Source organism: Cellulosimicrobium cellulans (genome assembly GCF_006539945.1).
Lineage (GTDB): Bacteria > Actinomycetota > Actinomycetes > Actinomycetales > Cellulomonadaceae > Cellulosimicrobium > Cellulosimicrobium cellulans.
Genome location: NZ_BJNZ01000040.1, coordinates 1 through 21,881 on the forward strand (window position 1 = coordinate 1; position 21,881 = coordinate 21,881).

The window sequence follows — 21,881 nt, forward strand, 5'->3', positions numbered from 1 at the left end:
CGGCGTACACCGGGCGCGTCCAGGGCGCCCGCAGCGGGCGGGCGACGACGTCGTACCGGGGGTCGACGGCGAGGCCCGGCAGCAGCGCGACCGACAGCCCCGCCTCGACGTGCGCGAGCAGCAGCTCGTAGCTGGGCAGCCGCGCGACGACGCGGGGCTCGAACCCGGCGTCGCGGCACGCGCTCTCGACGAGGGTCGACAGGTACCGGCCGGGCAGGTCCGCCGCCCACCGCGCGTCGGCGAGACCGGCGAGGTCGACCGGCCCCTCCCCCGCCACCGTCCCCTCCGACGAGTGCGACGGCGCACCCGACGGCGCGACGAGGACGACCGGGTCCTCGAGCAGCGGGACGGTCGCGACGTCGGGCCCGGCGAGCCGCGCGCCGTCGAGCAGGTCCGCGGTCACGGCGACGTCGACGTCCGCGCGGCGGAGCGCGGGCCAGCTCTCGCGGGGGTCGAGCTCGACGACCTCGACCTGCACCCGCGGGTGCTCGACGACCAGCCGCCGCGCGAGGGGGATCACGAGGGTCCGGACGCCGCTCGAGAACGCCGCGACGCGCACGACCCCGGCGGGCTGACCGTCGGGGTGGGCGAGCTCCGCCTCCGCGAGCGCCATCTGGTCGAGGATGACGCGGGCGTGCCGCGCGAGGGTGCGCCCCGCGGGCGTGAGGTGCACCCTCCGCCCGGTCCGCTCGACGAGGCGCGACCCGGTCTCGGCCTCGAGCGCCGCGAGCTGCGCGGACACCGCGGACGGGCTCAGGTGCAGGGACGCGCCCACCGCGCGCACGGTCCCGAGGTTCTCGAGCCGGGCGAGGATCTGGAGCCGGGCGGCGTTGAGCACGCGGTCCTCCGTTCCGTGCGGTCGCGGCCGCTTGTGCGGGTTCTCCGCACAGACTGTACGAGAACTCGTGCTGTACGCGCACAGAGCTCCGTCCCTACGCTCGGAGGATGGCCGTCCTTCCGTCCCCCGCCCTCGCCCCGACGACCCCGGGCGCCGCGACGTTCTGGTCCGACGCCGACCGGCACCTCGTGCGCTACGGCGGGCCGTTCACCCCGGAGATCGTCGAGAGCGCGTCGGGCAGCTTCGTCACGACGGCCGACGGGCGGCGGGTCCTCGACTTCACGTCGGGCCAGATGAGCGCGATCCTCGGGCACAGCCACCCCGCGATCGTCGAGACGGTCCGGAGCCAGATCGGCACGCTCGACCACCTCTTCTCCGGGATGCTCTCGCGCCCGGTCGTCGACCTCGCGCGCCGGATCGCGGGCACGCTGCCCGACCCGCTCGAGAAGGTCCTGCTCCTCACGACGGGCGCCGAGTCGAACGAGGCCGCGATCCGGATGGCCAAGCTCGTCACGGGTCGGCACGAGGTCGTCTCGCTCGCCGGGTCGTGGCACGGCATGACGCACGCGGCGGCCGCGGCGACGTACAGCGCGGGGCGCCGCGGCTACGGCCCGACCGCGCCCGGCAACCTCGTCGTCCCCGTGCCGAACGCGTACCGTCCCGATCACCTCACGCCCGACGGCGCGCACGACTGGCGCCGCCAGCTCGACCTCGCGTTCGACCTCGTCGACGTGCAGTCCACGGGGAGCCTCGCGGCGTGCATCGTCGAGCCGATCCTCAGCTCGGGCGGGATCGTCGAGCTGCCGCCCGGCTACCTCGCGGCGCTGCGCGACAAGTGCCACGAGCGCGGGATGCTCCCATCCTCGACGAGGCGCAGACGGCGCTGTGCCGGACCGGGTCCTGGTACGCGTTCGAGGGCCGCGACGGCGAGGAGCCCGTGGTCCCCGACATCCTCACGATCTCCAAGACGCTCGGTGCCGGCCTGCCCCTCGCCGCGGTCGTCACGAGCGCCGAGATCGAGGAGCGCGCGCACGAGCGCGGCTTCCTGTTCTTCACGACGCACGTCTCGGACCCGCTCGTCGCGGCGGTCGGCAACACCGTGCTCGACGTGCTGGAGGCCGAGCAGATGGACGCCCGGGTGCGCGTGCTCGGCGACCGCCTGCGCGCCGGGCTGCTCGACCTCCAGGACCGCCACGCCACGATCGGCGACGTCCGCGGGCGGGGTCTGCTCCAGGGCATCGAGCTCGTGCTCGACCGCGAGACGAAGGAGGGTGCCGACGCCCTCGGCGCCCTGGTCACCCGGCGGTCGCTGGACCTCGGGCTCCACATGAACGTCGTGCAGCTCCGGGGCATGGGCGGCGTGTTCCGCATCGCGCCCCCGCTCACGGTGAGCGAGGAGGAGCTCGACCTCGGACTCGACCTCCTCGACCGCGCGCTCGGCGAGGCGGAGCGCGAGCTCCTCGGCTGAGCCGCTCCCGGGCCACCGACGGTGTCGGCGAGATCAGGTTCCGTGACGTTCCCCCTCCGCACGAAGAGCCGGGTGCGAGCCCCTCGGGAGCCTGCGTTTACACCGTCTCAGCATGCGCGACAGCCCTTCCGTGATGCGGACAGCCGACCTAGCCTGACGCTCGGACGGACCACCACCTCGGACACCCCGGCTCCCGCCGCACGGAGGACACCATGCCCGCACCGCTCGACACCACCGAGAAGATCACCCAGTACGCCCACCCCGACCGCCTCGTGAGCACGGACTGGCTCGCCGAGCACCTCGGTCAGCCGGGCATCGTCGTCGTCGAGTCCGACGAGGACGTGCTGCTGTACGAGACCGGGCACATCCCGGGCGCGGTGAAGATCGACTGGCACACCGACCTCAACGACCCCGACACGCGCGACTACATCGACGGCAAGGGCTTCGCCCAGCTCCTGGGCGGCAAGGGCATCGGCCGCGACACGACGATCGTGGTCTACGGCGACAAGAACAACTGGTGGGCCGCGTACGCCGCGTGGGTCTTCACGCTGTTCGGCCACGAGGACGTGCGTCTGCTCGACGGCGGCCGCGGCAAGTGGATCGCGGAGGGCCGCGAGGTCACGACCGACGTCCCCGCGCCGGAGGCCGTCGAGTACCCCGTCGTCGAGCGCGACGACGTGACGATCCGCGCGTTCAAGGAGGACGTCCTCGCGCACATCGGCAACGGTCCGCTCGTCGACATCCGCTCCCCGCAGGAGTACACGGGCGAGCGCCTGCACATCCCGGACTACCCGGAGGAGGGCGTGCTGCGCGGCGGCCACATCCCGACGGCGCGCAACGTCCCGTGGGCGACCGCGGTCGCCGAGGACGGCACGTACAAGTCGCGTGAGCAGCTCGAGGCGATCTACCAGGAGGGTGGCCTCGGCCTCGCGACGGACGACGAGGTCGTCACGTACTGCCGCATCGGCGAGCGCTCGAGCCACACGTGGTTCGCGCTGACCTACCTGCTCGGCTTCGACAAGGTCCGCAACTACGACGGCTCGTGGACCGAGTGGGGCAACGCCGTGCGCGTCCCGATCGTCAAGGGCGAGGAGGCCGGCGAGGCCCCCGCGTCGCTCAACTGACGCACCGCTCGCACCTCACGCCCGACGGCGCGCGGCCGGCCCTGGTGGCCCGCCGCGCGCCGTCGGCGTCCGCCGCGGGCATACGCCGCGCGCGCCGGGCGTTCCGCACGGTGGGACCAGGTCCCGGCCGCACGCCCCCGATGCAAGGATCGCCACCATGAGCTCCCCGACCGACGCCTCGTCACTGCCCGCGGCCCTCGCGGAGATCCGCGAGGACTTCCTCGCCTTGCCGGAGCGTGAGCGCCTCCAGCTCCTGCTCGAGTTCGCCAACGAGCTGCCCGACCTCCCGGAGCGCTACGCGAGCGCACCCGGTCTGCTCGAGCGCATCGAGGAGTGCCAGTCGCCCGTGCGCGCGTTCGCGGAGGTCGACGACGACGGTGTCGTGCACTTCTTCGCGACCGCGCCCGCCGAGGCGCCGACGACGCGCGGGTTCGCGTCGATCCTCGCGCAAGGGCTCTCCGGCCTGACCGTGCAGCAGGTGCTCGACGTGCCGGACGACTTCCCCATGTCGATCGGCCTCACGCGGGCCGTGAGCCCGCTGCGCATCGGCGGCATGAACGGCATGCTCACGCGCGCCAAGCGCCAGGTGCGCGAGCAGGTCGCCGGCCGTTCCTGACAGCGACCCGGGCTCGCCAGCGGCGGCTCGTCAGTCGCGGAGCGCGAGGCGGCGTGCGAGGACCGCGCAGACGACGAGCTGGAGCTGGTGGAACACGATCACCGGGACGGCGACGACGCCCGCGACGGCGACCGGGAACAGCACGCTCGCCATGGGCAGACCCGTGGCGAGCGACTTCTTGGACCCGCACATGAGGAGCGCGATCCGGTCCTCCGTCGACAGCCGCAGGGCCGCCCCGCCCCACCAGGTGAGCGCGAGCATCGCGGCGAGCACGAGCGCGCTCACGACGAGCAGCGCGACGATCGACCACCCGGACACGCTCGCCCACACGCCCGCCGAGGACGCGGCCGCGACGGCGCCGAACACGACGACGAGGATGGTGCCGCGGTCGACGCCGAGAGTGAGCCAGCGCCGCGCGCGGACCCAGTCGCCGACCCACGGCTGGAGGAGCTGTCCGACGACGAACGGCAGCAGGAGCTGGAGCAGCACGGTCCGGAGCCCACCGAGCCCGCCCGTGGGACCGTCGGCACCCCCGTCTGCTCCGGCCATGAGCCACAGCACGAGCAGCGGGGTGATCACCATGCCCGCGACGTTCGACACCGTCGCGCCGCAGATCGCCCCGGCGACGTTGCCGCGCGCGACCGACGTGAACGCGACGGACGACTGCACCGTCGACGGGAGCAGGGACAGGTAGAGCACGCCCGCGGCCAGCGGCGCCCCGACGAGCGGCTCGATCGCCCACGCCGTGACGAGCCCGAGCACCGGGAACACGACGTACGTCGCCGCGAGGATGCCGCCCTGGAGGCGCCAGCTCCGCAGGCCCGCCCACACCTCGCGCGTCGACAGGCGCATGCCGTAGACGAGGAAGAGGACCGTGACCGCGACGTCCGCCACGGCGTCGACCACGCGCTGCGCGTCCGGCCCCACCGGCACGACGAGCCCGAGCACGAGCACGACGAGCAGGGTCACGACGAACGGGTCGACCCACCGGCTCAGGACTGCGCGCACGGGGACCGAGCCTAGCCCGGGTCAGAAGAGGGTGTAGCCGCCGTCGACCGTGACGACCGCGCCGGTCATGAAGCTCGACGCCGCGCTCGCGAGGAACACGACCGGAGGGCCGATCTCCTCGGGCTCGGCCCAGCGCCGCATCGCGGCGGGCGCGACGCAGTCGTCGTAGTACTCCGGCTGGTCGACGGGCGACGCCTCGGTGCGCACGTAGCCGGGCGCGACGGCGTTGACGCGGATGCCGTGCGGCGCCCACTCCGCGGCGAGGCCCTTGGTGAGCTGGTGCACCGCCGCCTTGGACGCGAGGTACGCGGGCTGCCAGCGCGGCCGGTTGACGATCGACGCCGACATCGACCCGACGTTGACGATCGCGCCCGGTCGACCGTCGGCGACCAGGGCGCGCGCGACCGCGCGCGAGCAGTACCAGACGCCGTCGAGGTTGGTCGCGAGCGTGCGGTGCCACACGTCGTCCTCGATCTCGAGCGCCGCCCCGCCGATCGAGATCCCCGCGTTGTTGACGAGCAGGTCGACGGCCCCGAGGTCCACGGCCACGCGCCCGACGACGTCGTCCACCTGGGCACGGTCCGTCACGTCGAGCGCGTACCCGCAGGCGTCGATCCCGGCCTCCCGCAGCGCGGCGGCCGCGTCCTCGGCGGCAGGCGCCGTCGTCGCCGTGAGCGCGACCTGAGCGCCGGCCTCGCCGAGCGCGCGGGCGACGGCGCGCCCGATCCCGCGGCTCCCACCGGTGAGCAGGGCCGTGCGGCCGGCGAGCGAGAACGAGTCGAGGACGGTCACGCGGGACAGTCGACCACGAGGCGTGTCAGAAGTCGAAGAGGTCCTCGAGCCACGACTCCTTCTTCTTCCGCTTGCGGTAGCGGGGGTCGTAGCCGTCGCGCCCGTCGTAGCGGCGGTCGCGGTCGTCCCGGTACCGGTCGTCGCCGTACTGGTCACCCCGGTAGCGGTCACGGTCGTCATACCGGCGGTCATCGCGGCGGTCGTCGCGCCGCTCGCCGTAGCCGGGCGTGCCGTAGTCCGCGGCGGGCGCCGGCGGGTACGACGTCGGCGCGGGGGCGGGCGGGGCCGCGGGGGCCGGAGCGGTGCGTGCGGCAGCGGCAGCGGCAGCGGCAGCGGCCGGGCCGACGGCCTCGGCGGCGATCTCGCTCTCCAGCGAGCGGTCGATGATCTTGTCGAGCTCACCGCGGTCGAGCCACACGCCGCGGCACGTCGGGCAGTAGTCGATCTCCACGCCCTTGCGCTCGGTCATGACGAGCACGGTCTGGTCGGTGGGGCACAGCATGTCTGCCTCCTCGCGTGATGGGCCGGGACGGTCGGCGCCCGCCCGGGTACTGCGGAGTCCAACGCGGCTCCCGCACGCGCGGTTCCCGGCCGGCCGCATCAGCCGGTGCAGCGCTCGCTCGCGAGCCGGTCGCGCAGCTCGTCGGCGCGGTGCACCTCGTCGTCGAGGGCGGCGAGCGCCTCGGCGACCCGCGGGAGGAAGTCGGCCCCGGCCCGGAACCACTCCGCCCCTTCGAGGAAGCGTTCCGCCGCGGCCTCGTCGTGCAGGGCGAGCGCGAGGTCGGCGCGGAGCACCAGGGCGCGGAACCGGACGCGCTCGGCGACGCTGCGGGTCCGCACTCCCTCCGCGGCGAAAGCGCGGTCGAGGACCTGGGCGGCCCCACCGGGATCGCCCGCCGCGCGGAGGATGCGCGCGTGGTCGAGAGCGCGGGCCAGGTCCGGTGGTTCCTCGGCGCCGCGGCGTGGCAGCCCGGGCACGAAGGCCCCACCAACCACGCCGCACCTCCCGCCTCCCGCCGACAGCCCGACCACACTAACCCTGGTGGCGCGGCCCGGCACGGCGGGGGACGGGAGGCGGCCCGGTCAGCGCTGCACGCGCGCGCTGCCGCCCGACGCGAGCTTGCGGACCTCGGCGAGCGACGCCGTCGAGGTGTCGCCCGGCGTGGTCATCGCGAGCGCGCCGTGCGCGGCCCCGTACTCGACGGCCTCCTGGATCGAGCCGAGCTCCATGAGCCCGTACGCGAGGCCCGACGCGAACGAGTCGCCGCCGCCCACGCGGTCGAGGATCTCCAGCCCGGGGCGGTGGGTCGCCTCGGCGAAGCCCTGCACGCGCGACCAGGCGATCGCACCCCAGTCGTTGACGGTCGCTGACTTCACGCCGCGCAGCGTCGTCGCGATGACCTGGAAGTTCGGGTACTCCTCGGCCGCCCGCGTGATCATCGCGCGGAAGGCTCCGGTGTCGAGGTCGGTGAGGTTCTCGTCGACGCCCTCCACCTCGAAGCCGAGCGAGGCGGTGAAGTCCTCCTCGTTGCCGATCATCACGTCGACGTACCGGGCGAGGCGGCGGTTGACCTCCTGCGCGCGCTCGACGCCGCCGATGCCCTTCCAGAGCGAGGGGCGGTAGTTGAGGTCGTAGGACACGATCGTGCCGTGGCGGCGCGCGGCGGCCATGGCGGCCTCCGCGACGTCGGCGGACGACTCGGACAGCGCGGCGAAGATGCCGCCGGTGTGGAACCAGCGCACGCCGCGGCCGAACACGTCGTCCCAGTCGACGTCCTCGGGCCGGAGCTGGGCGATCGCGGTGTTGCCGCGATCGGAGACGCCGACCGCGCCGCGCACTCCGAACCCGCGCTCGGTGAAGTTGAGCCCGTTGCGCACGGTGCGCCCGATGCCGTCGTACCCGCGCCACTGCACCCAGCGCGTGTCGAGGCCGCCGGTGAGCATGAGGTCCTCGACGAGCCGGCCGACCTCGTTGTCCGCGAGCGCGGTGACGACTGCGCCGCGCAGCCCGAAGGCGCGACGCAGCCCGCGCGCGACGTTGTACTCGCCGCCGCCCTCCCAGGCGTCGAAGCTGCGCGCGGTCTTGATGCGGCGCTCACCCGGGTCGAGTCGGAGCATGACCTCGCCGAGGGCGACGACGTCGTAGGCACACTCGGCGGCGGGGCGGACGGCGAGCGGGGGCTGGTTCTGGGGCGTGTCGGGCACGGGTCAGGCTCCTTCGGCGGGGTGCGGGGCGGTCGCGGCGAGCTCGACGGCCTCGCGCGTCCGGCGGGTGATCTCGACCGTGTCGCCCGCGCGCACGAGCGCGGCGTCGACCATCCACGACCCGCCGGCGGCCAGGACGGACGGCAGCGCGAGGTAGTCGAGAAGGTTGGCGGCGCTCACCCCGCCGGTCGGCACGAAGCGCAGACCGGGGAACGGCGCGGAGAACGCCTTGACGGCTGCCGGACCGCCGACGACGTTCGCCGGGAAGAGCTTCACGGCGTCGAGGCCGAGGTCGAGCGCGGCGATGACGTCCGACGGCGTCGCGACCCCGGGCAGGACCGGCACCCCGACCTCCTGAGCGCGGCGCACGACGGCGACCGAGAGCCCGGGCGAGACGAGGAAGCGGGCTCCTGCCTCGACGGCCTCGTCGACCTGGGCCACGTTGACGACGGTCCCCGCGCCGACGAGCACGTCCGGCACCTCGCGCGCGATGGCCTCGATCGCGGCGCGCGCGCCCGCGGTGCGGAAGGTGACCTCCGCGACGGGAAGGCCGCCGTCGCGCAGCGCGCCCGCGACGAGCACGCCCTGCTCCGCGTCGTCGACGACGACGACCGGCACGACGCGGGTTCGTGCGATCGCCTCCAGGGGTCCGTGGGATGACATCCTCGCTCCGTTTCGCTATGGTGAACGCCTGTTGTTCACTACGGAACGCACTCTAGGCGAAGGAGCGACGATGGCGGAAGCCGGGACCTCGCGGTCGGGCACCCCCGGGGCCGCGGAGCACGCACCGGACGGTGCGCACGGCAGCCCGCTCGGGAGCGTGGACAAGGCCCTCGGCGTGCTCGAGGCGCTCGCCGCCGCCGGCCCTGCCGGAGCCGCGCTCGGCGACCTCGCGCGCTCGCTCGGGCTGCACAAGGCCTCCCTGCACCGCACGCTCGCGGCCCTGCGCTACCGCGGCTACGCCGAGCAGGACGGCACGACGGGCGACTACCGGCTCGGCCCGGCGGCGACCGCGCTCGCGACCGTCTACCTCGGCGAGGAGAACCTGCCCGCGCTCCTGCACCCGGTGCTCGTCGCGGTGTGCCGGGAGACCGACGAGCTCGTCCACCTCGGCGCCCTCGCCGGGACCGAGATCGTCTACCTCGACAAGGTCGAGCCCGCGCGCGCGGTCCGGGTCTGGTCGGCCGTGGGGCGGCGCCGCCCCGCGGCCACCACCGCGCTCGGGCGCGCGCTGCTCGCCCACCGGCCGCTCGACGACGGAGCGCTCGCCTGGTACGCCGCGGCGGCCCCCGCCGAGCAGCCCGTCTCGCCCGCCGCGCTCCGCGCGACGTGCGACGCGACGCGGGCGAGCGGCTTCGCGACGGAGACCGAGGAGAACGAGCCGGGCATCAGCTGTGTGGCCCTCCCGATCCTGCGCGGCGGGCAGTCGGTGGCCGCCGTGAGCGTCACCGCTCCCGCCGAGCGGCTCGGGGCGCGCCGGAGCCGCGAGATCGAGGCGGTCCTGCGCGACGTCGTCCCGCCCCTGCTGCCCCCGACGCTCGCCGTGCCGGACGCCGCGCTGGGTCGGATCGTCGCACCCGTCCCCGCGGGCACCCGTCGACCGGCGACAGGGCGCGCCCTGTGAGAGAGTTCAACGGCAGCACGACGGAATGACGGAAGGGCCCGCGCGATGACCGTCCTCGTGGCGTACAACGACTCCCCGCAGGGCGAGACCGCGTTCCGGGCGGCGGTCGCCGAGGCGGCCCACCGCTCGACCACCCTCGCGGTCCTCGTCCTCACCCCGCAGGACGCCGACGCGGGCGTCCCCGCGACCCTCGCGCACCTGCTCGACACGCTCCCCGCCGGGGTCGCGCGCCCCGAGATCACCTACCGGTCGGAGCACCTCGACCCGGCCGAGGCGATCATCGACGAGGCCGAGCGGACGGCGCCCGACCTCGTCGTCGTGGGCGCGCGCAAGCGCTCGCCGGTGGGCAAGTTCCTGCTCGGCAGCACGACGCAGCGCGTGCTCCTCGACTCGCCCGTCCCGGTGCTCGTCGTCAAGGCGTCCCACTGACGCACTCCTGACGGGCTCCGCGACGTGGCCGCCCGGTCACCCGGACGGCCACGTCGCGACCTCTCAGCCCTGCGCGACGGCGGCGCGCAGCCCGTCGGCCAGCGGGGTCGTCGGGCGGCCCAGCAGGCGTGCGAGCTCCCCGGACGTCTCGGCGAGCAGCCCGTCGCGGATGTTGCCGTCCAGCGCGACGACGAACCCGGCGGTGCCCTCGTCCAGCCCCGCCCCCAGCAGGAACGCACGGTGCTCGTCGGGGCTCACGCGCCGGTAGGTGACGGGGCGCCCGAGCACCTCCGAGGCCGCGGCGGCGAGGTCGTCGAACGTCCACGCGACGTCGCCGCTCAGCTCGTACACGGCGCCCGCGTGCGCGGCGGCGTCCGACTGCGCGGCGAGCGCGACGACCGCGGCGGCCTCGGCGTAGTCGGCGCGGCTCGCGCTCGCGACGCGGCCGTCGCCCGCGCTCGACACGAGCTCGCCGGACTCCCGGGCGCCGAGCACGTCGCCGACGTAGTTCTCGGTGTACCAGCTGTTCCGCAGGATCGTGGTCGTCAGGCCCGACGCCGCGAGCAGCTCCTCCGTGGCCTTGTGCTCGGGTGCGAGGACCAGCGCGGAGGTCGTGGCGTGCGGCGCGCTCGTGTAGACGACGCGGGCGACGCCGGCGGCGCGCGCGGCGTCGACGACGTTGCGGTGCTGCGCGACGCGCTGCCCGACCTCGGAGCCCGAGACGAGGACGAGCACGTCGACGCCCGCGAGCGCCGCCGCCAAGGTCTCGGGTCGCGCGTAGTCGGCCTCGCGGACCTGCACGCCACGGTCGGCGAGGTCGGCGACCTTCGCCGTCGTGCGCGCGGCGGCGACGACCTGGGACGGGTCGGCCCCGTGCGCGAGGAGGGACTCGACGACGAGGCGGCCGAGGTGGCCGCTGGCTCCGGTGACGGCGATGGACATACGAGGGCTCCTTCGGTGCGCGAGGGCACGACCGGACGGTCGTGCCGTCCCAGCATGCGCTTACTTTTCGACAGTGCCAACCAAACGAGCGTGCGACCTATCTCACAGTGCTGCGGCGCTGACCGGCGCCGTATCCTGGGGCGATGACGACCGACGCACGCCTCGGGGAGGACCCCGGACCCACCGACGCGATGGTGGCCGACGTCTTCCAGCGCGGCTGCACGTCGCGGCACGTCCTGGAGACCGTCACCGGACGCTGGGGCGTGCTCACGGTCGCGGGCCTGCGCGACGGCGCGGTGCGCTTCAACGCGCTGCGGCGGCGTATCGACGGGGTCAGCGAGAAGATGCTCGCCCAGACGCTCCAGTCCCTCGAGCGCGACGGGATCGTCGTGCGCGAGGTGCGCGCGACCATCCCGCCGCACGTCGAGTACTCCCTCACCGACCTCGGGCGCCGCGTCGCCGACAGCCTGACGGGCCTGCTCGACGTCCTCGAGGGCTCGGTCGCGGAGGTCGCGGCGTCCCAGCGCGCGTACGACGAGCGCCGGGACGCCTGAGGCTCACGTCTGCGAGCGCACGTACCAGAACACGAGAGCGGCGACGACGAGCAGGCCGGCCAGCACGGCGAGGACGATCTTGCCGACGCTGTAGGGGCGCCGCCCGATCACCTGGCCGGTGTTCGCGTTGACCATGACCTGCCACTGCTTGCCCGCGTACACGTACGTCGCGATCCACAGCGGGAGCAGCACGAGCTTGAACATCACGTCCGCATAGGCGGTGCGGATCGAGCCGACGCGCTGCTCGTCGCCCCCGATGTCGCGCTCGACGTCGTCCTTGATCACCGGCGCCATCTTCTGCTTCGCGCGGTCGAGGCCGACCGGGGGCTCGACGTCGTACCGGGCCGCCGCGAACCCCGCGAGGTACTCGGCGCGGAACGGCACCGCGTGCGACAGCGGCCACGGGCCGAGCCTCGACAGGTCGCGCTCGGCCACGTGCGACGACGCGGGGACGAGCACGTCGTCGAAGTCGCGCGCGACGCGCCCGGAGACGGGCGTCCAGCTGACGCGCCGCTCCTGGCGCTCCTCGTCCCCGTTCCTGACGGTCACGTAGTAGGCGTCCCCGCGCTGCCCCGAGTAGGCCGACGACGTGCGCGCGTCGAACGTCCAGTGCGGCACGTACGAACCGTGCAGGGACTCCGTGTCCCCGACCTTCTTCAGCTCGCCCGGCGCGAACCAGCGCGAGCGCACCCAGCGCCGGAACGCGTCGCGCGCCTGCGCCTGCTCCACCCCGAACGGCACGACGGCCTCGGGCTGCACCAGGCCGTCGGTCTCGGCCGTCGCGACGAGGTGCCCGCCGCAGAACCGGCACGCGACCGAGAGGTCGGTGCCCTGCGTCGTCGCCCCGCACCCGTCGCACGTGAGCAGCCGCGCGTCGAGGATCCCGGCGCGCACCCCGCCCTGCGCCGCGGCCCACGCGTCGAACGAGTGCTCGTCGACGGCGTCGCCCGGCGCGTGCACGATCGCGACCGTCCCGCCGCACGCGACGCACCGCAGGTGCTGGGTGCCCGGCGCGTACGCGAGCTGTGACCCGCACGCGTCGCAGCGCGTCCGGACGAGCTCGTCCTGGGTGTCGCTCACCGTCAGCCCGCCGCGGGACCGGTCGGGGCACCGGTCGACGTGCCGGTCGGGGGCAGCGGCGGCGGGGTCGCCGCGAACAGCGCCGCGAGCGCGGGCACGTCGCCCGCGGCGGTCCACGCGGCCATGCCCTGCTGCCACACGAGCGACTCGCGCGTCACCTCGCCGGACCGGACACGGCCGGCGAGGTCCGCCGTCGTGCCGGGCCCGGCCTGCGCGCCGCCGGCGGCCCAGTACCAGGGCGACTCCGCGGCGGGCAGGGGCGGCGGCCCGGCGGGCGGCGCCGGGGCCGGGGCCTGCTGGGCCGTCGTCGTCCCGAGCGACTGCGCGAGCTGCTGACCCATGGCCGCCCCGAGACCCATGCCGGCGCCGAGCCCCAGCCCGTCGCCCGCGCCCCCGGGGTTGGCGGCGGCGGTCTCGATCGCGTTCGCCGCCTGGAACTTGGTGTACTGGTCGAGGTTCCCGACGACGGCCATCTGCGTCCGCTTGTCGAGCGCCGCCTCGACCTCGGGCGGGAAGGAGACGTTCTCGAGGACGAAGCGCGGCACGGCGATGCCGTACTCCGACAGGTCCTCCGAGAGCTGGCCCGCGAGCCGCGTCGCGATCTCGCGCTGGTTCGCGGCGAGGTCGATCGCCGCGACGCCGGCCTCCGCGAGCGCCGGGCCGAGCTGGCCGACCACGAGGCGGCGGAAGTAGTCGCCGATCTCGTCGGTGCGGAACTGGGGGTCGGTCCCCACGAGCTGGCGCAGGAGCGCCGACGGGTCCACGACCTGGAGCGCGTACGTGCCGAACGCCCGGATGCGGACCGCGCCGAGCTCCGGGTCGCGCAGGATCACGGGGTTCTGCGTACCCCAGGTGAGGTCGGTGAACTGGCGCGTCGCGACGAAGTAGACCTCCGCCTTGAACGGCGAGCTGAACCCGTACTTCCAGCCCTGGATCGTCGACAGGATCGGCAGGTTCTTGGTCTCGAGCGTGTAGGTGCCCGGCCCGAACACGTCCGCGAGCCGGCCCTCGCTGACGAAGACGGCGCTCTGGCCCTCCCGCACGACGAGCTTCGCCTGGTTCTTGATCTCGTTGCCCTGGCGCGGAAAGCGCCAGACGATCGTGTCCCGGCTCTCGTCGAGGAACTCGATGATGTCGATCAGCTGGCCGCGCAGCTTCTCCATGAAGCTCATCCGGACTCCTTCGCTCGTCGTGCGGGACGGCCGCGGGCGACCTGGCGTGCGGGCGCCCGGCCCGCCGTGCTCGCCCCGGCGCGCCGAGCATAGCGGCATCCCGGCCCGCCGATGAAACCCCCAAGGGTTGGTAAAACCGACTGGTCGCCGCGGGGTCCCCCGCGGGCCGCCGAACCCGGGGTCGCTCCCCACGGACGCGGCCGTCCGGGGAGGGACCCCGGGCTCGGCGGCGGCCTATCCTGACCGCGTGCCGACCTCACCGACGCCCGTACCCGCGGTGGCCACCGTCGCCGTCCTGCTCGCAGCCGGCGCGGGGACGCGGCTCGGGCGCGGGCCCAAGGCGCTGCTCCCCCACCGCGGCGGCACGCTCGTCGCCCACGTGACCCGGGTGCTGCTCGCGGGCGGGTGCGACATCGTCGTCGTCGTCCTCGGCGCCGAGGCCGAGCGCGTCCGAGCCGGGTCCGGGATCGACGACCCCCGGGTGCGCATCGTCGACAACCCCGGCTGGTCGTCCGGCATGGCCTCGTCCCTGCGCGTCGGCGTCGTCGCCGCGCTCGACCTGGCTCCCGCCCGGGTCGTCGTCGCGCACGTGGACCAGCCCGGCGTGGTGCCCGACGACGTCGCACGACTCCTCGCCGCCCACCGCCCCGGCCGCGTGACCGCGTCCCGCTGGACGACGAGCCCCGCGCGTCGAGCACGACATGAAGGTCGTTCTGAGGCGGAGAACGACCCTCAGGTCGTGTTCGGCGTTGGACGGACTCCGCGCTGGGCCCACCCGCTCGTCCTCGACGCCGCGCTCGCCGCGCCCGCGGCTGCGAGCGCCCACGGTGACCACGGCGCGCGCGACTTCCTGCGGACCCACGCCGACCTGATCGACGTCGTCGACCACGCGGGCGACGGCCGCGACCTCGACACCGACGCCGACCTCGACCTCCTCGACCCCGCCGACCGCTGAGTGCATGAAATAGTCGCGTCCGAAGCCGGTCGGCGCGACTATTTCATGCATTCAGCGTGGGGTGGCGGCCTTGATGGCCAGGTAGACGCGGTCTCGGGCCAGCGGGAGGTCGGTGAGCCGCACGCCCGTCGCCGCGCGGATCGCGTTGGCGAGCGCGGGGGCCACCGGGTTGAACGGGCTCTCGCTCATCGACTTCGCGCCCATCGGTCCGACCGTGTCCGACGTCCGCGCGAAGTAGACCTCGCTGCGCGGGGTGTCCGCGAACGTGGGCAGGTGGTACTGGCGGAAGATGTCGGTCGTCACGCGGCCTGACTCGTCGACGATCACGTTCTCGTAGAGCGCGGCCCCGAGGGCCTGCGCGATGCCGCCCTCGACCTGACCGCGGCACTGGCGCGGGTTGACGACCTCCCCGGCGTCGGCGGCCTGGACGGACTGGAGGATGCGGATCTCGCCCGTCCCCCGGTGGACCGCGACCCGGAAGCCGTGGACGTTGAACGCGACGGAGCGCGGGGTGCCGCCCCACCGCCCCTCGGCGACGAGGTCGAGCCCGGCGTCGGCGGCCGCGCGGGCGACGTCGGCCAGCGGCAGGACCGTCCCGGCGCAGTCGACGCCGCCGGGCACGAGCCGGCAGTCGGCCGGCGCGGTGCCCGCGACGCCGGCCGCGACCTTGAGGACGGCCTCGGCGAGGTCCTGGGCGGCGGCGAGCGACGCCTTCCCCGCCACCACGGTGCCGGTGGACCCGAACGCGCCGGTGTCGTGCTCGACGAGGTCCGTGTCGGACTGCCGCACCACGACGTCCCCCGCGTCCTGGCCGAGCGCGCTCGCGACGAGCTGGGCGTGCACGGTCGTGGTGCCGTTGCCGAACTCGGCGGTCCCGACCTCCGCCTCGACCACGCCGTCGGCCCGCAGGCGCACGCGCGCGTGGGAGTAGTGCCCGCGGGGCGGAACGGTGTCGATCATGGCGAGCGCGGTGCCCTCGCCGACGCCCCACTCGGGGCCGAGGTCCGGGAGCGCGTCCGTCCCGGACCCCATGCCCGGCCCGTACGCGGCGACGTCGCGGGCCCGGCCGCGCGCGAGCGCGTCGGCGGCGAGGTCGAGGCACTGGTCGAGCCCGTAGCTGCCGTAGAGCACGTCCTCCTCGGGCGTCGGGTGCGTGGAGAGCATGGGGTCCCCGTCGAGCACGACGTTGCGCCGCCGCAGCTCGAGCGGGTCCATGCCGAGCTGCTGCGCGAGCTCGTCGACCGCGGACTCCACGGCGAAGATCATCTGCGAGAGCCCGTACCCGCGGAACGCGCCCGCCGGCACGGTGTTCGTGTAGACGCAGTGGGCGTCGACCTTCTTGTTCTCGCACCGGTACACCCCGAGCGACTCGCCGCACCCGTGGAACATGACGCCGGGGCCGTGGTTGCCGTACGCGCCCGTGTTGCTGAGCACGTCGAGGTGCAGCGCGGTGAGCGTCCCGTCGCGGCGCGCGCCCGCGCGCACGCGGATGCGGAACGGGTGGCGCGTCGTCGTGCCGACGAACTGCTCGGTGCGCGTGAGCTCGAGCTGCACGGGCCGCCCGAGGCGCAGGGTCGCGAGCGCCGCGACGTCCTCGGTGAGCACCTCCTGCTTGCCGCCGAACCCGCCGCCCACGCGCTCGCACAGCACGCGCACGCGTTCCGGGTCGAGGTCGAGCACGCGCGCGAGGTGGCGCCGCGCGAGGAACGGGACCTGCGTGGACGAGCGCACGACGAGGCGGCCGTCGTCGAGCGACGCGATCGCGCAGTGCGTCTCCAGCGCGGCGTGCTGCACGCGGTGGGTGCGGTAGGTGGCTTCGTGCACGACGTCGGCCTCCGCGAGCCCGCGCTCGACGTCGCCGAGCTCGGAGTGCACCTCGGCGACGACGTTCGCGTCGGGCCGCGAGACGCGCGCGTCGGCGGCGTCGAGCTCGGGGTGCACGAGCGGGGCGCCGGGCGCCATCGCGTCCTCGGGGTCGACGACGGCGGGCAGCACCTCGTACTCGACGCGGACCCGGCGCACGCCCTCCTCGGCGGCGGCGACGGTCTCGGCGACGACGGCCGCGACCCGCTGGCCGACGTGCCGCACGACGTCGTCGAGGATCCGCGTGTCGTCGGGGTCGTCGGTGAACAGCTCGTGCTGCGCGGTCGAGAACCGGGTCGCGGGCGCGTCCTCGTGCGTGAGCACGGCGTGCACGCCCGGCACCGCGAGCGCGTCCGTCGTGTCGATCGCGACGACGCGCGCGTGGGCGTGCGGGGACCGCACGAGCTTGAGGTGGAGCAGGCCCGGGTAGTCGGCCGGGTCCACGTCGAGCGTGTACCGCACCGTCCCGGTGACGACCCCGCGCCCGGCCGGCGCGGGCACGTCCCGCCCGAACGCCGAGGGAGAACCCTGGTCCGCCGAGGTAGAGGCGTGGTCCGCCGAGGTAGAGGCGTGGTCTCGCGAGGTAGAGAAATGGTCACCGCCCGACGGCGCGCTCTCCCCCGTGCCCGGCGCGGTCCCCGTCGTGTCGCCCCGGCCGAGGACGGCGTCCTCGATCGCGCGGTAGCCCGTGCAGCGGCACAGGTTCCCCTTGAGGCTGCGCGGCAGGTTCGCGCGCTGCGCGTCGTCGAACGTCGCGGCGGTCATGATCATCCCGGCCGTGCAGAACCCGCACTGGAACCCCTGCGCGTCGAGGAACTGCTGCTGCACCGGGTGCAGCGCGTCCTGCGGGCCGTGGGGGTCGTGGTCGCACGGCGCCCCTGTCCCGACCTCGCCCTCGTCCCCGGCGGCCCCACCGCCGGCGCACGACGTCGCCGCGAGCCCCTGGATCGTCGTCACCTCGTGGCCCGCCGCGCGCCGCGCCGGGTAGACGCACGAGTGCACCGGGACGCCGTCGACGTGCACCGTGCACGCGCCGCAGTCGCCGCCGTCGCAGCCCTTCTTGACGCCGAGCGCGCCCTGCTCGCGCAGGTACGTCCGCAGGCACTGGCCCGCACGGGGCTCGCCCTGTGCCGCGCGGCCGTCGATCGTCACAGGTGGCGCCGGGCGGGGGTCGAGCGCGGTCATCGAAGGCCTCCGTCCGAGGTCGCGCCGCCGAGGAGTTCCGCACGGATCTCCTCGCCGAGGCGGTAGGTCATGTCCCGGCGCCACTCGGGCAGGCCGTGGACGTCGTCGTGGTAGAGGTCGAGCGGGATCACCGCGTCGAGCGCGGCGGCGAGGTCCGCGGCCGTGGGTGGCGCGTCCGCGGGGAAGCGGAGCTGCACGGGCCGGCGGGTCGAGGCGGTGACGGTGAGGACGAACCCTCCCCCGGCGTCCGGCGGGTCGACCCGGCCGATCAGCAGCACCCCGGAGCGCCCGAGGTTCGAGAGCGACAGGCGCCGGAACGCCGTCCGCGAGCGCAGCGCGTGGTCGGGTACACGGATGGCCCGCAGGAGCTCGCCGGGCGCGAGCGTGTTGCGCAGCTCGCCCGTGACGAGCTCGGCGACCGGTTGGGTCCGCCGGGTGCCGCCCGGCCCCCAGACCTCCGCGACGCCGTCGAGCGCCGCGGTGAGCGAGATCATCGGCCCCGCGGGCAGGGACGTGCAGACGTTGCCGCCGACCGTCGAGGTGTTCCAGATCTTGAAGGACGCCACGAAGCTGTCGCAGCACGGGCGCACGAGGTCGAGCGCGGTCCAGCGCTCGCGCACGGACGCGGCCTGGTGGCTCTCCTCGAACGCCCACAGCGACGCGACGGTGCACGTCGCCGCGATCTCGAGACCGTCGTCGGTCACGGTGAGCGCGGGCCAGCCGGCGCTCGTCAGGTCGAGCAGGCGCCGCAGCGTCTGGCTGCCGTAGGAGAACAGGACGGTGCCGCCCGCGAGCCACGCGTCGCCCTCGCGCCAGTCGGCGGGGTCGGCGGTCGGGACGAGGTCGGTGACGGTGCTCAGGTCCATCAGGAGGCCTCCTCGGGGGTCGGCGCGGACTCGCCCGCGGGACGGTGTGCAGGCGACCCGGACTGCGGGTCGGCGTGGATGGGCCCGTCCGTGCCGCTCAACGGGACGACGGCGACCCGCCCGTGCCGGGTCGCGACGAGCTCCGCGGTGATCGAGACGGCGACCTCCTCGGGCGTGACGGCGCCGAGGTCGAGGCCGATGGGCGAGCGGAGCCGCGCGAGCGCCGCCTCGGTCACGCCAACCGCGCGCAGGGCGGCGACGCGCTGCGCGTGCGAGCGGCGCGAGCCCATCGCCCCGACGTAGGCGAGCGGCAGGTCGAGCGCGAGGCGCAGGAGCGGCACGTCGAACTTGGCGTCGTGGGTGAGGACCGCGACGGCCGTCCGGGCGTCGACGCGACCCGCCCCGGCCTCCGCGGCGAGGTACCGGTCCGGCCACTCGACGACGACCTCCGCCTCGGGGAACCGTCGGGCGTCGGCGAACACCTCGCGCGCGTCGACGAGGGTCACGCGGTACCCGAGCAGGCGCACGTGCCGCACGAGCGCGCCGGCGAAGTCGTTCGCCCCGCACACGAGGAATCGCGGCGCGGGCAGGCGGGTCTCGACGAGCAGCGTGACGGGCTCGGCCTCGTCGCACGCGTCCGCGGCGAGCCCTGCGCCCGAGGACGCACGCGGCGCCCCGTGCGCCGCGTGGACGGTCGCGGTCCCACCCGCGCCCAGCACCGCCATGACCTGCGCCGTCGCTGCGTCCAGGCTCTCGGGGTCGACGAGGTCCCGCAGCGCCCGGGCGACCGCGCGCTCGTCCGCGACGGCGGGGTCCTCGACGAGGACCGCCGTGCGCCGCGCGCCGTCGATTCGGCGCACGAGCGCCAGCGGCTCCCCGTCGCCGTCGGACCGCGCCACGATCGCGGCGAGCGCTCGCGCCGCGTCGTCGCCCGGGAGGACGGGCTGGACGTGGACGTCGAGCGTGCCGCCGCAGCTCAGCCCGACGGCGAACGCGTCGTCGTCGCTGTAGCCGAACGTCTCGCGGTGGCTCGCGCCCGAGGCGATCGCGTCGAGCGCGGCGGCATGCACCGCGCCCTCGACGCACCCGCCGGACAGGCTGCCGAGGACGGCGCCGTCGGCGCGCACGGCCATCGCGGTGCCGACCGGTCGCGGCACGGAGCCGGACGCCGCGACCACCGTCGCGACGGCGAACGGGATCTGCCCCGGGCCGAGCCACGGGGCGAGCTGGTCGACGATGTGGAGCATCGTGGGCCTCGCTTCCGCCAGGGTGCCGGCGAACCGGCGTCCTTCCAGTGAACCCTTGCGGTGAGTCCCCTGCGTGTCCGAGGTCGCGTCGGCTGTGACGCGCCGGAAACACAGGGCTTGAATCCGCCCTTGGACTGTTCTTCTCCAGCGAGAAGATTGTTCCGCTGAATGGAAGTTGAATTCCATTCGACGGACTCCACGCTAGCACGCGCGGACGCCCCGGTCACGGGTCCGACGCCGGGAACGTCTACGATCGGGCCATGACCGCGGTCTCGCTCGGGATACCCAGGCTCCGGTCGGGCGCGCCCTCCGACGCCTCGCCGGACCTCGACCCCGGTCGCCCCGCGACCGAGGCGCTCGTCGACCGCTACGGTCGCGTGGCGCGCGACCTGCGCATCTCGATCACCGAGAAGTGCTCGCTGCGCTGCACCTACTGCATGCCTGCCGAAGGGCTGCCCGCGATCCCGCGCGAGGATCTCCTCACGCCCGACGAGATCGGCCGGGTCGTGCGCGTCGCGGTCGACCGCCTCGGCATCACCGACGTCCGGTTCACGGGCGGGGAGCCGCTCATGCGCCGCGACCTCGTGGACATTCTGCGCGCCGCGCGCGCGGCGGCGCCGGATGTGTCGCTCTCGCTGACGACCAACGCGATCGGGCTGGACAAGCGCGTCCACGAGCTCGTCGCCGCCGGCCTCGACCGCGTCAACATCTCGCTCGACTCCGTCGACCGGGCCGACTTCGCGCGCCTCACGCGCCGCGACCGGCTGCCCGACGTGCTCGCCGGCATCCGTGCCGCGCTCGCCGCCGGGCTCGCGCCGGTCAAGCTCAACGCGGTGCTCATGCCCGAGACGCTGGCGGGCGCGGCCGACCTGCTCGCCTGGGCGGTGGACCACGGGTGCCACCTGCGCTTCATCGAGCAGATGCCGCTCGACGCCGACGGGCACTGGACGCGGGACGACCTCGTCTCCGCGACGGACCTCCTCGCCGTGCTCGGCACCCGCTTCGACCTGCTCGAGGTCGGCCGCGACGACCCGTCCGCACCCGCCGAGGAGTGGCTCGTCGACGGCGGACCCCAGACCGTCGGGATCATCGCGTCCGTCACGCGGTCGTTCTGCGGCGCGTGCGACCGCACGCGCCTCACCGCCGAGGGCACGGTGCGCTCGTGCCTGTTCGGCGACGACGAGACCGACCTGCGCGCGATCCTGCGCTCCGCGGACCTCCCCGAGGACGAGCGCGACGACGCCCTCGCCCGCGCATGGCAGGGCGCGATGTGGCGCAAGCCGCTCGCGCACGGCAGCGACACTCCCACGCTCGCCGCCGACGCGTTCGCGCCGACGTCGCGCAGCATGGGAGCGATCGGCGGCTGAGCGTCGCGACGGTGGCGCAGATCATAGGGTGAAGCCGGTCACCACGACGCGTCTGCCCAGGTCACGAGGGAGGCACCTTCCTACCATGGATGCCGTGACGACGATCTCCCCTGCACCCACCGACCGCCCGGCGACCTCCCCCTCCGACGCGCCCACGACGACGACGGACAACAGCACCTCGGCGCTCCCGATCTACCGCACCGACGAGCGGTCCGGGACCTGGAAGGCCGGGACCAAGAGCGTCCTGGGCGCGGCGATCGGCGCAGTTGTCGGGACCGTCGTGCTGAGCTGGTTCGGCCTCGTCCTCGGCACCGCCGTCGGCCTCGGCATCGGCATGCTGCTCGACAACCGCCCGTCCGCGCGCTGACCCGACCGTCGCGTCCCGGACCCGCGTGACGAGCGCGCGACCGGGAGCGTCCCGCCCGACATCGTCGTCGCCCGGCGGATCCCGCAGCCAGACGCACGAGAGGCGAGAAGTGGCCCCTCCCCGGCCGTGGCCGGGGGCCACTTCTCGCCTCTCGTCGTTCGCCGCAGCCCGGTGATGCG

Annotated in this window: 22 protein-coding genes and 1 pseudogene; 10 read left to right on the plus strand and 13 right to left on the minus strand. The window is 74.8% G+C overall.

Annotated elements, in window-relative coordinates; translation table 11 throughout:
- Window positions 1-838, minus strand: an 838-nt coding sequence (locus CCE02nite_RS19340; protein ID WP_141391224.1) for a LysR family transcriptional regulator, incomplete at its 3' end; no start/stop codon positions are given.
- Between the two features lie 107 nt (window positions 839-945).
- Here CCE02nite_RS19340 and CCE02nite_RS21130 point away from each other — a divergent pair.
- The 4 genes and pseudogenes from CCE02nite_RS21130 to CCE02nite_RS19355 all read left to right on the plus strand — a co-directional run.
- Window positions 946-1,635 (plus strand): annotated as a pseudogene (locus CCE02nite_RS21130) (aminotransferase class III-fold pyridoxal phosphate-dependent enzyme); the annotation flags it as partial.
- Window positions 1,636-1,673: 38 nt separating this feature from the next.
- Entirely contained in the window at window positions 1,674-2,306 is a 633-nt protein-coding gene (locus CCE02nite_RS21135) for an aminotransferase class III-fold pyridoxal phosphate-dependent enzyme (protein ID WP_255318990.1), read from the plus strand.
- A gap of 212 nt (window positions 2,307-2,518) precedes the next feature.
- On the plus strand, window positions 2,519-3,430 hold the full coding sequence (locus CCE02nite_RS19350) for a sulfurtransferase (RefSeq protein WP_141391225.1): 912 nt from the start codon (window positions 2,519-2,521) through the stop codon (window positions 3,428-3,430).
- 157 nt (window positions 3,431-3,587) lie between these two features.
- Window positions 3,588-4,046 (plus strand): SufE family protein, encoded by a 459-nt coding sequence (locus CCE02nite_RS19355; RefSeq protein ID WP_141391226.1) that lies wholly within the window; start codon window positions 3,588-3,590, stop codon window positions 4,044-4,046.
- A gap of 30 nt (window positions 4,047-4,076) precedes the next feature.
- On the opposite strand, the gene CCE02nite_RS19360 is transcribed toward CCE02nite_RS19355, so the two are convergent.
- The 6 genes from CCE02nite_RS19360 to eda form a co-directional block, all read right to left on the minus strand.
- Window positions 4,077-5,054 (minus strand): bile acid:sodium symporter family protein, encoded by a 978-nt coding sequence (locus CCE02nite_RS19360; protein WP_141391227.1) that lies wholly within the window; start codon window positions 5,052-5,054, stop codon window positions 4,077-4,079.
- 21 nt (window positions 5,055-5,075) lie between these two features.
- A complete protein-coding gene (locus tag CCE02nite_RS19365; protein ID WP_141391228.1) occupies window positions 5,076-5,846 on the minus strand; it encodes an SDR family NAD(P)-dependent oxidoreductase in 771 nt (256 codons plus the stop codon).
- Window positions 5,847-5,871: 25 nt separating this feature from the next.
- Window positions 5,872-6,348 (minus strand): TFIIB-type zinc ribbon-containing protein, encoded by a 477-nt coding sequence (locus CCE02nite_RS19370; protein WP_141391229.1) that lies wholly within the window; start codon window positions 6,346-6,348, stop codon window positions 5,872-5,874.
- A 98-nt stretch (window positions 6,349-6,446) separates the two neighbouring features.
- Window positions 6,447-6,842 (minus strand): DUF8817 family protein, encoded by a 396-nt coding sequence (locus tag CCE02nite_RS19375; protein ID WP_141391230.1) that lies wholly within the window; start codon window positions 6,840-6,842, stop codon window positions 6,447-6,449.
- 87 nt (window positions 6,843-6,929) lie between these two features.
- Window positions 6,930-8,051, minus strand: a complete 1,122-nt coding sequence (locus tag CCE02nite_RS19380; RefSeq protein WP_255318991.1) for a sugar kinase — start codon at window positions 8,049-8,051, stop codon at window positions 6,930-6,932.
- 3 nt (window positions 8,052-8,054) lie between these two features.
- Window positions 8,055-8,714: a bifunctional 4-hydroxy-2-oxoglutarate aldolase/2-dehydro-3-deoxy-phosphogluconate aldolase gene (gene eda / locus CCE02nite_RS19385; RefSeq protein ID WP_141391231.1), complete on the minus strand. Its 660-nt coding sequence runs from the start codon at window positions 8,712-8,714 to the stop codon at window positions 8,055-8,057.
- Between the two features lie 70 nt (window positions 8,715-8,784).
- On the opposite strand from eda, the gene CCE02nite_RS19390 reads away from it, so the two are divergent.
- Window positions 8,785-9,675 carry an IclR family transcriptional regulator gene (locus CCE02nite_RS19390; protein WP_141391232.1) on the plus strand — a complete coding sequence of 297 codons (891 nt, stop codon included), beginning with the start codon at window positions 8,785-8,787 and terminating at the stop codon, window positions 9,673-9,675.
- A 45-nt stretch (window positions 9,676-9,720) separates the two neighbouring features.
- Window positions 9,721-10,104: a universal stress protein gene (locus CCE02nite_RS19395; protein WP_141391233.1), complete on the plus strand. Its 384-nt coding sequence runs from the start codon at window positions 9,721-9,723 to the stop codon at window positions 10,102-10,104.
- A 63-nt stretch (window positions 10,105-10,167) separates the two neighbouring features.
- Here the strand turns inward: CCE02nite_RS19395 and CCE02nite_RS19400 are convergent, their stop codons facing one another.
- Window positions 10,168-11,046 (minus strand): NAD(P)H-binding protein, encoded by an 879-nt coding sequence (locus CCE02nite_RS19400; RefSeq protein WP_141391234.1) that lies wholly within the window; start codon window positions 11,044-11,046, stop codon window positions 10,168-10,170.
- Window positions 11,047-11,189: 143 nt separating this feature from the next.
- On the opposite strand from CCE02nite_RS19400, the gene CCE02nite_RS19405 reads away from it, so the two are divergent.
- Complete coding sequence (locus CCE02nite_RS19405; RefSeq protein WP_141391235.1) at window positions 11,190-11,600, plus strand: winged helix-turn-helix transcriptional regulator; 411 nt, start codon at window positions 11,190-11,192, stop codon at window positions 11,598-11,600.
- 3 nt (window positions 11,601-11,603) lie between these two features.
- Here the strand turns inward: CCE02nite_RS19405 and CCE02nite_RS19410 are convergent, their stop codons facing one another.
- Together CCE02nite_RS19410 and CCE02nite_RS19415 are read right to left on the minus strand one after the other, a co-directional pair.
- Window positions 11,604-12,680 (minus strand): hypothetical protein, encoded by a 1,077-nt coding sequence (locus CCE02nite_RS19410; protein ID WP_141391236.1) that lies wholly within the window; start codon window positions 12,678-12,680, stop codon window positions 11,604-11,606.
- A 2-nt stretch (window positions 12,681-12,682) separates the two neighbouring features.
- Entirely contained in the window at window positions 12,683-13,852 is a 1,170-nt protein-coding gene (locus CCE02nite_RS19415) for an SPFH domain-containing protein (protein WP_141391237.1), read from the minus strand.
- 247 nt (window positions 13,853-14,099) lie between these two features.
- Here CCE02nite_RS19415 and CCE02nite_RS19420 point away from each other — a divergent pair, with 247 nt between their 5' ends.
- Window positions 14,100-14,807, plus strand: a complete 708-nt coding sequence (locus CCE02nite_RS19420) for a nucleotidyltransferase family protein (protein WP_141391238.1) — start codon at window positions 14,100-14,102, stop codon at window positions 14,805-14,807.
- A gap of 51 nt (window positions 14,808-14,858) precedes the next feature.
- Here CCE02nite_RS19420 and CCE02nite_RS19425 read toward each other — a convergent pair whose 3' ends face one another.
- The 3 genes from CCE02nite_RS19425 to CCE02nite_RS19435 are packed head-to-tail and all read right to left on the minus strand — an operon-like array spanning window position 14,859 to window position 19,968.
- Window positions 14,859-17,855, minus strand: coding sequence for a molybdopterin-dependent oxidoreductase (locus CCE02nite_RS19425; protein WP_141391239.1), 2,997 nt, complete (start codon window positions 17,853-17,855; stop codon window positions 14,859-14,861).
- The gene (locus CCE02nite_RS19430) at window positions 17,852-18,721 is read right to left on the minus strand and encodes an FAD binding domain-containing protein (protein WP_141391240.1); all 870 of its coding nucleotides are present in this window, start codon (window positions 18,719-18,721) and stop codon (window positions 17,852-17,854) included. Before CCE02nite_RS19430 ends, CCE02nite_RS19425 begins: the two co-directional genes overlap by 4 nt.
- A complete protein-coding gene (locus tag CCE02nite_RS19435) occupies window positions 18,721-19,968 on the minus strand; it encodes an XdhC family protein (RefSeq protein ID WP_141391241.1) in 1,248 nt (415 codons plus the stop codon). The genes CCE02nite_RS19430 and CCE02nite_RS19435 overlap by 1 nt, the downstream gene beginning before the upstream one ends.
- Before the next feature lie 260 nt (window positions 19,969-20,228).
- Between CCE02nite_RS19435 and moaA the strand changes: the two genes are divergently transcribed.
- Window positions 20,229-21,335: a GTP 3',8-cyclase MoaA gene (gene moaA, locus CCE02nite_RS19440; protein ID WP_141391242.1), complete on the plus strand. Its 1,107-nt coding sequence runs from the start codon at window positions 20,229-20,231 to the stop codon at window positions 21,333-21,335.
- Between the two features lie 94 nt (window positions 21,336-21,429).
- Window positions 21,430-21,702: a DUF456 domain-containing protein gene (locus CCE02nite_RS19445; protein ID WP_141391243.1), complete on the plus strand. Its 273-nt coding sequence runs from the start codon at window positions 21,430-21,432 to the stop codon at window positions 21,700-21,702.
- Window positions 21,703-21,881: the final 179 nt, after the last annotated feature.

What these genes read in the sequence shown, in the direction of transcription:
- CCE02nite_RS19350 (WP_141391225.1), top strand. Translation starts at nt 2,519, where the DNA reads ATGCCCGCACCGCTCGACACCACCGAGAAGATCACCCAGTACGCCCAC.
- CCE02nite_RS19355 (WP_141391226.1), top strand. Translation starts at nt 3,588, where the DNA reads ATGAGCTCCCCGACCGACGCCTCGTCACTGCCCGCGGCCCTCGCGGAG.
- CCE02nite_RS19370 (WP_141391229.1), bottom strand. Translation starts at nt 6,348, where the DNA reads ATGCTGTGCCCCACCGACCAGACCGTGCTCGTCATGACCGAGCGCAAG.
- eda (WP_141391231.1), bottom strand. Translation starts at nt 8,714, where the DNA reads ATGTCATCCCACGGACCCCTGGAGGCGATCGCACGAACCCGCGTCGTG.
- CCE02nite_RS19390 (WP_141391232.1), top strand. Translation starts at nt 8,785, where the DNA reads ATGGCGGAAGCCGGGACCTCGCGGTCGGGCACCCCCGGGGCCGCGGAG.
- CCE02nite_RS19395 (WP_141391233.1), top strand. Translation starts at nt 9,721, where the DNA reads ATGACCGTCCTCGTGGCGTACAACGACTCCCCGCAGGGCGAGACCGCG.
- CCE02nite_RS19400 (WP_141391234.1), bottom strand. Translation starts at nt 11,046, where the DNA reads ATGTCCATCGCCGTCACCGGAGCCAGCGGCCACCTCGGCCGCCTCGTC.
- CCE02nite_RS19405 (WP_141391235.1), top strand. Translation starts at nt 11,190, where the DNA reads ATGACGACCGACGCACGCCTCGGGGAGGACCCCGGACCCACCGACGCG.
- CCE02nite_RS19415 (WP_141391237.1), bottom strand. Translation starts at nt 13,852, where the DNA reads ATGAGCTTCATGGAGAAGCTGCGCGGCCAGCTGATCGACATCATCGAG.
- CCE02nite_RS19425 (WP_141391239.1), bottom strand. Translation starts at nt 17,855, where the DNA reads ATGACCGCGCTCGACCCCCGCCCGGCGCCACCTGTGACGATCGACGGC.
- CCE02nite_RS19430 (WP_141391240.1), bottom strand. Translation starts at nt 18,721, where the DNA reads ATGGACCTGAGCACCGTCACCGACCTCGTCCCGACCGCCGACCCCGCC.
- CCE02nite_RS19435 (WP_141391241.1), bottom strand. Translation starts at nt 19,968, where the DNA reads ATGCTCCACATCGTCGACCAGCTCGCCCCGTGGCTCGGCCCGGGGCAG.
- moaA (WP_141391242.1), top strand. Translation starts at nt 20,229, where the DNA reads ATGACCGCGGTCTCGCTCGGGATACCCAGGCTCCGGTCGGGCGCGCCC.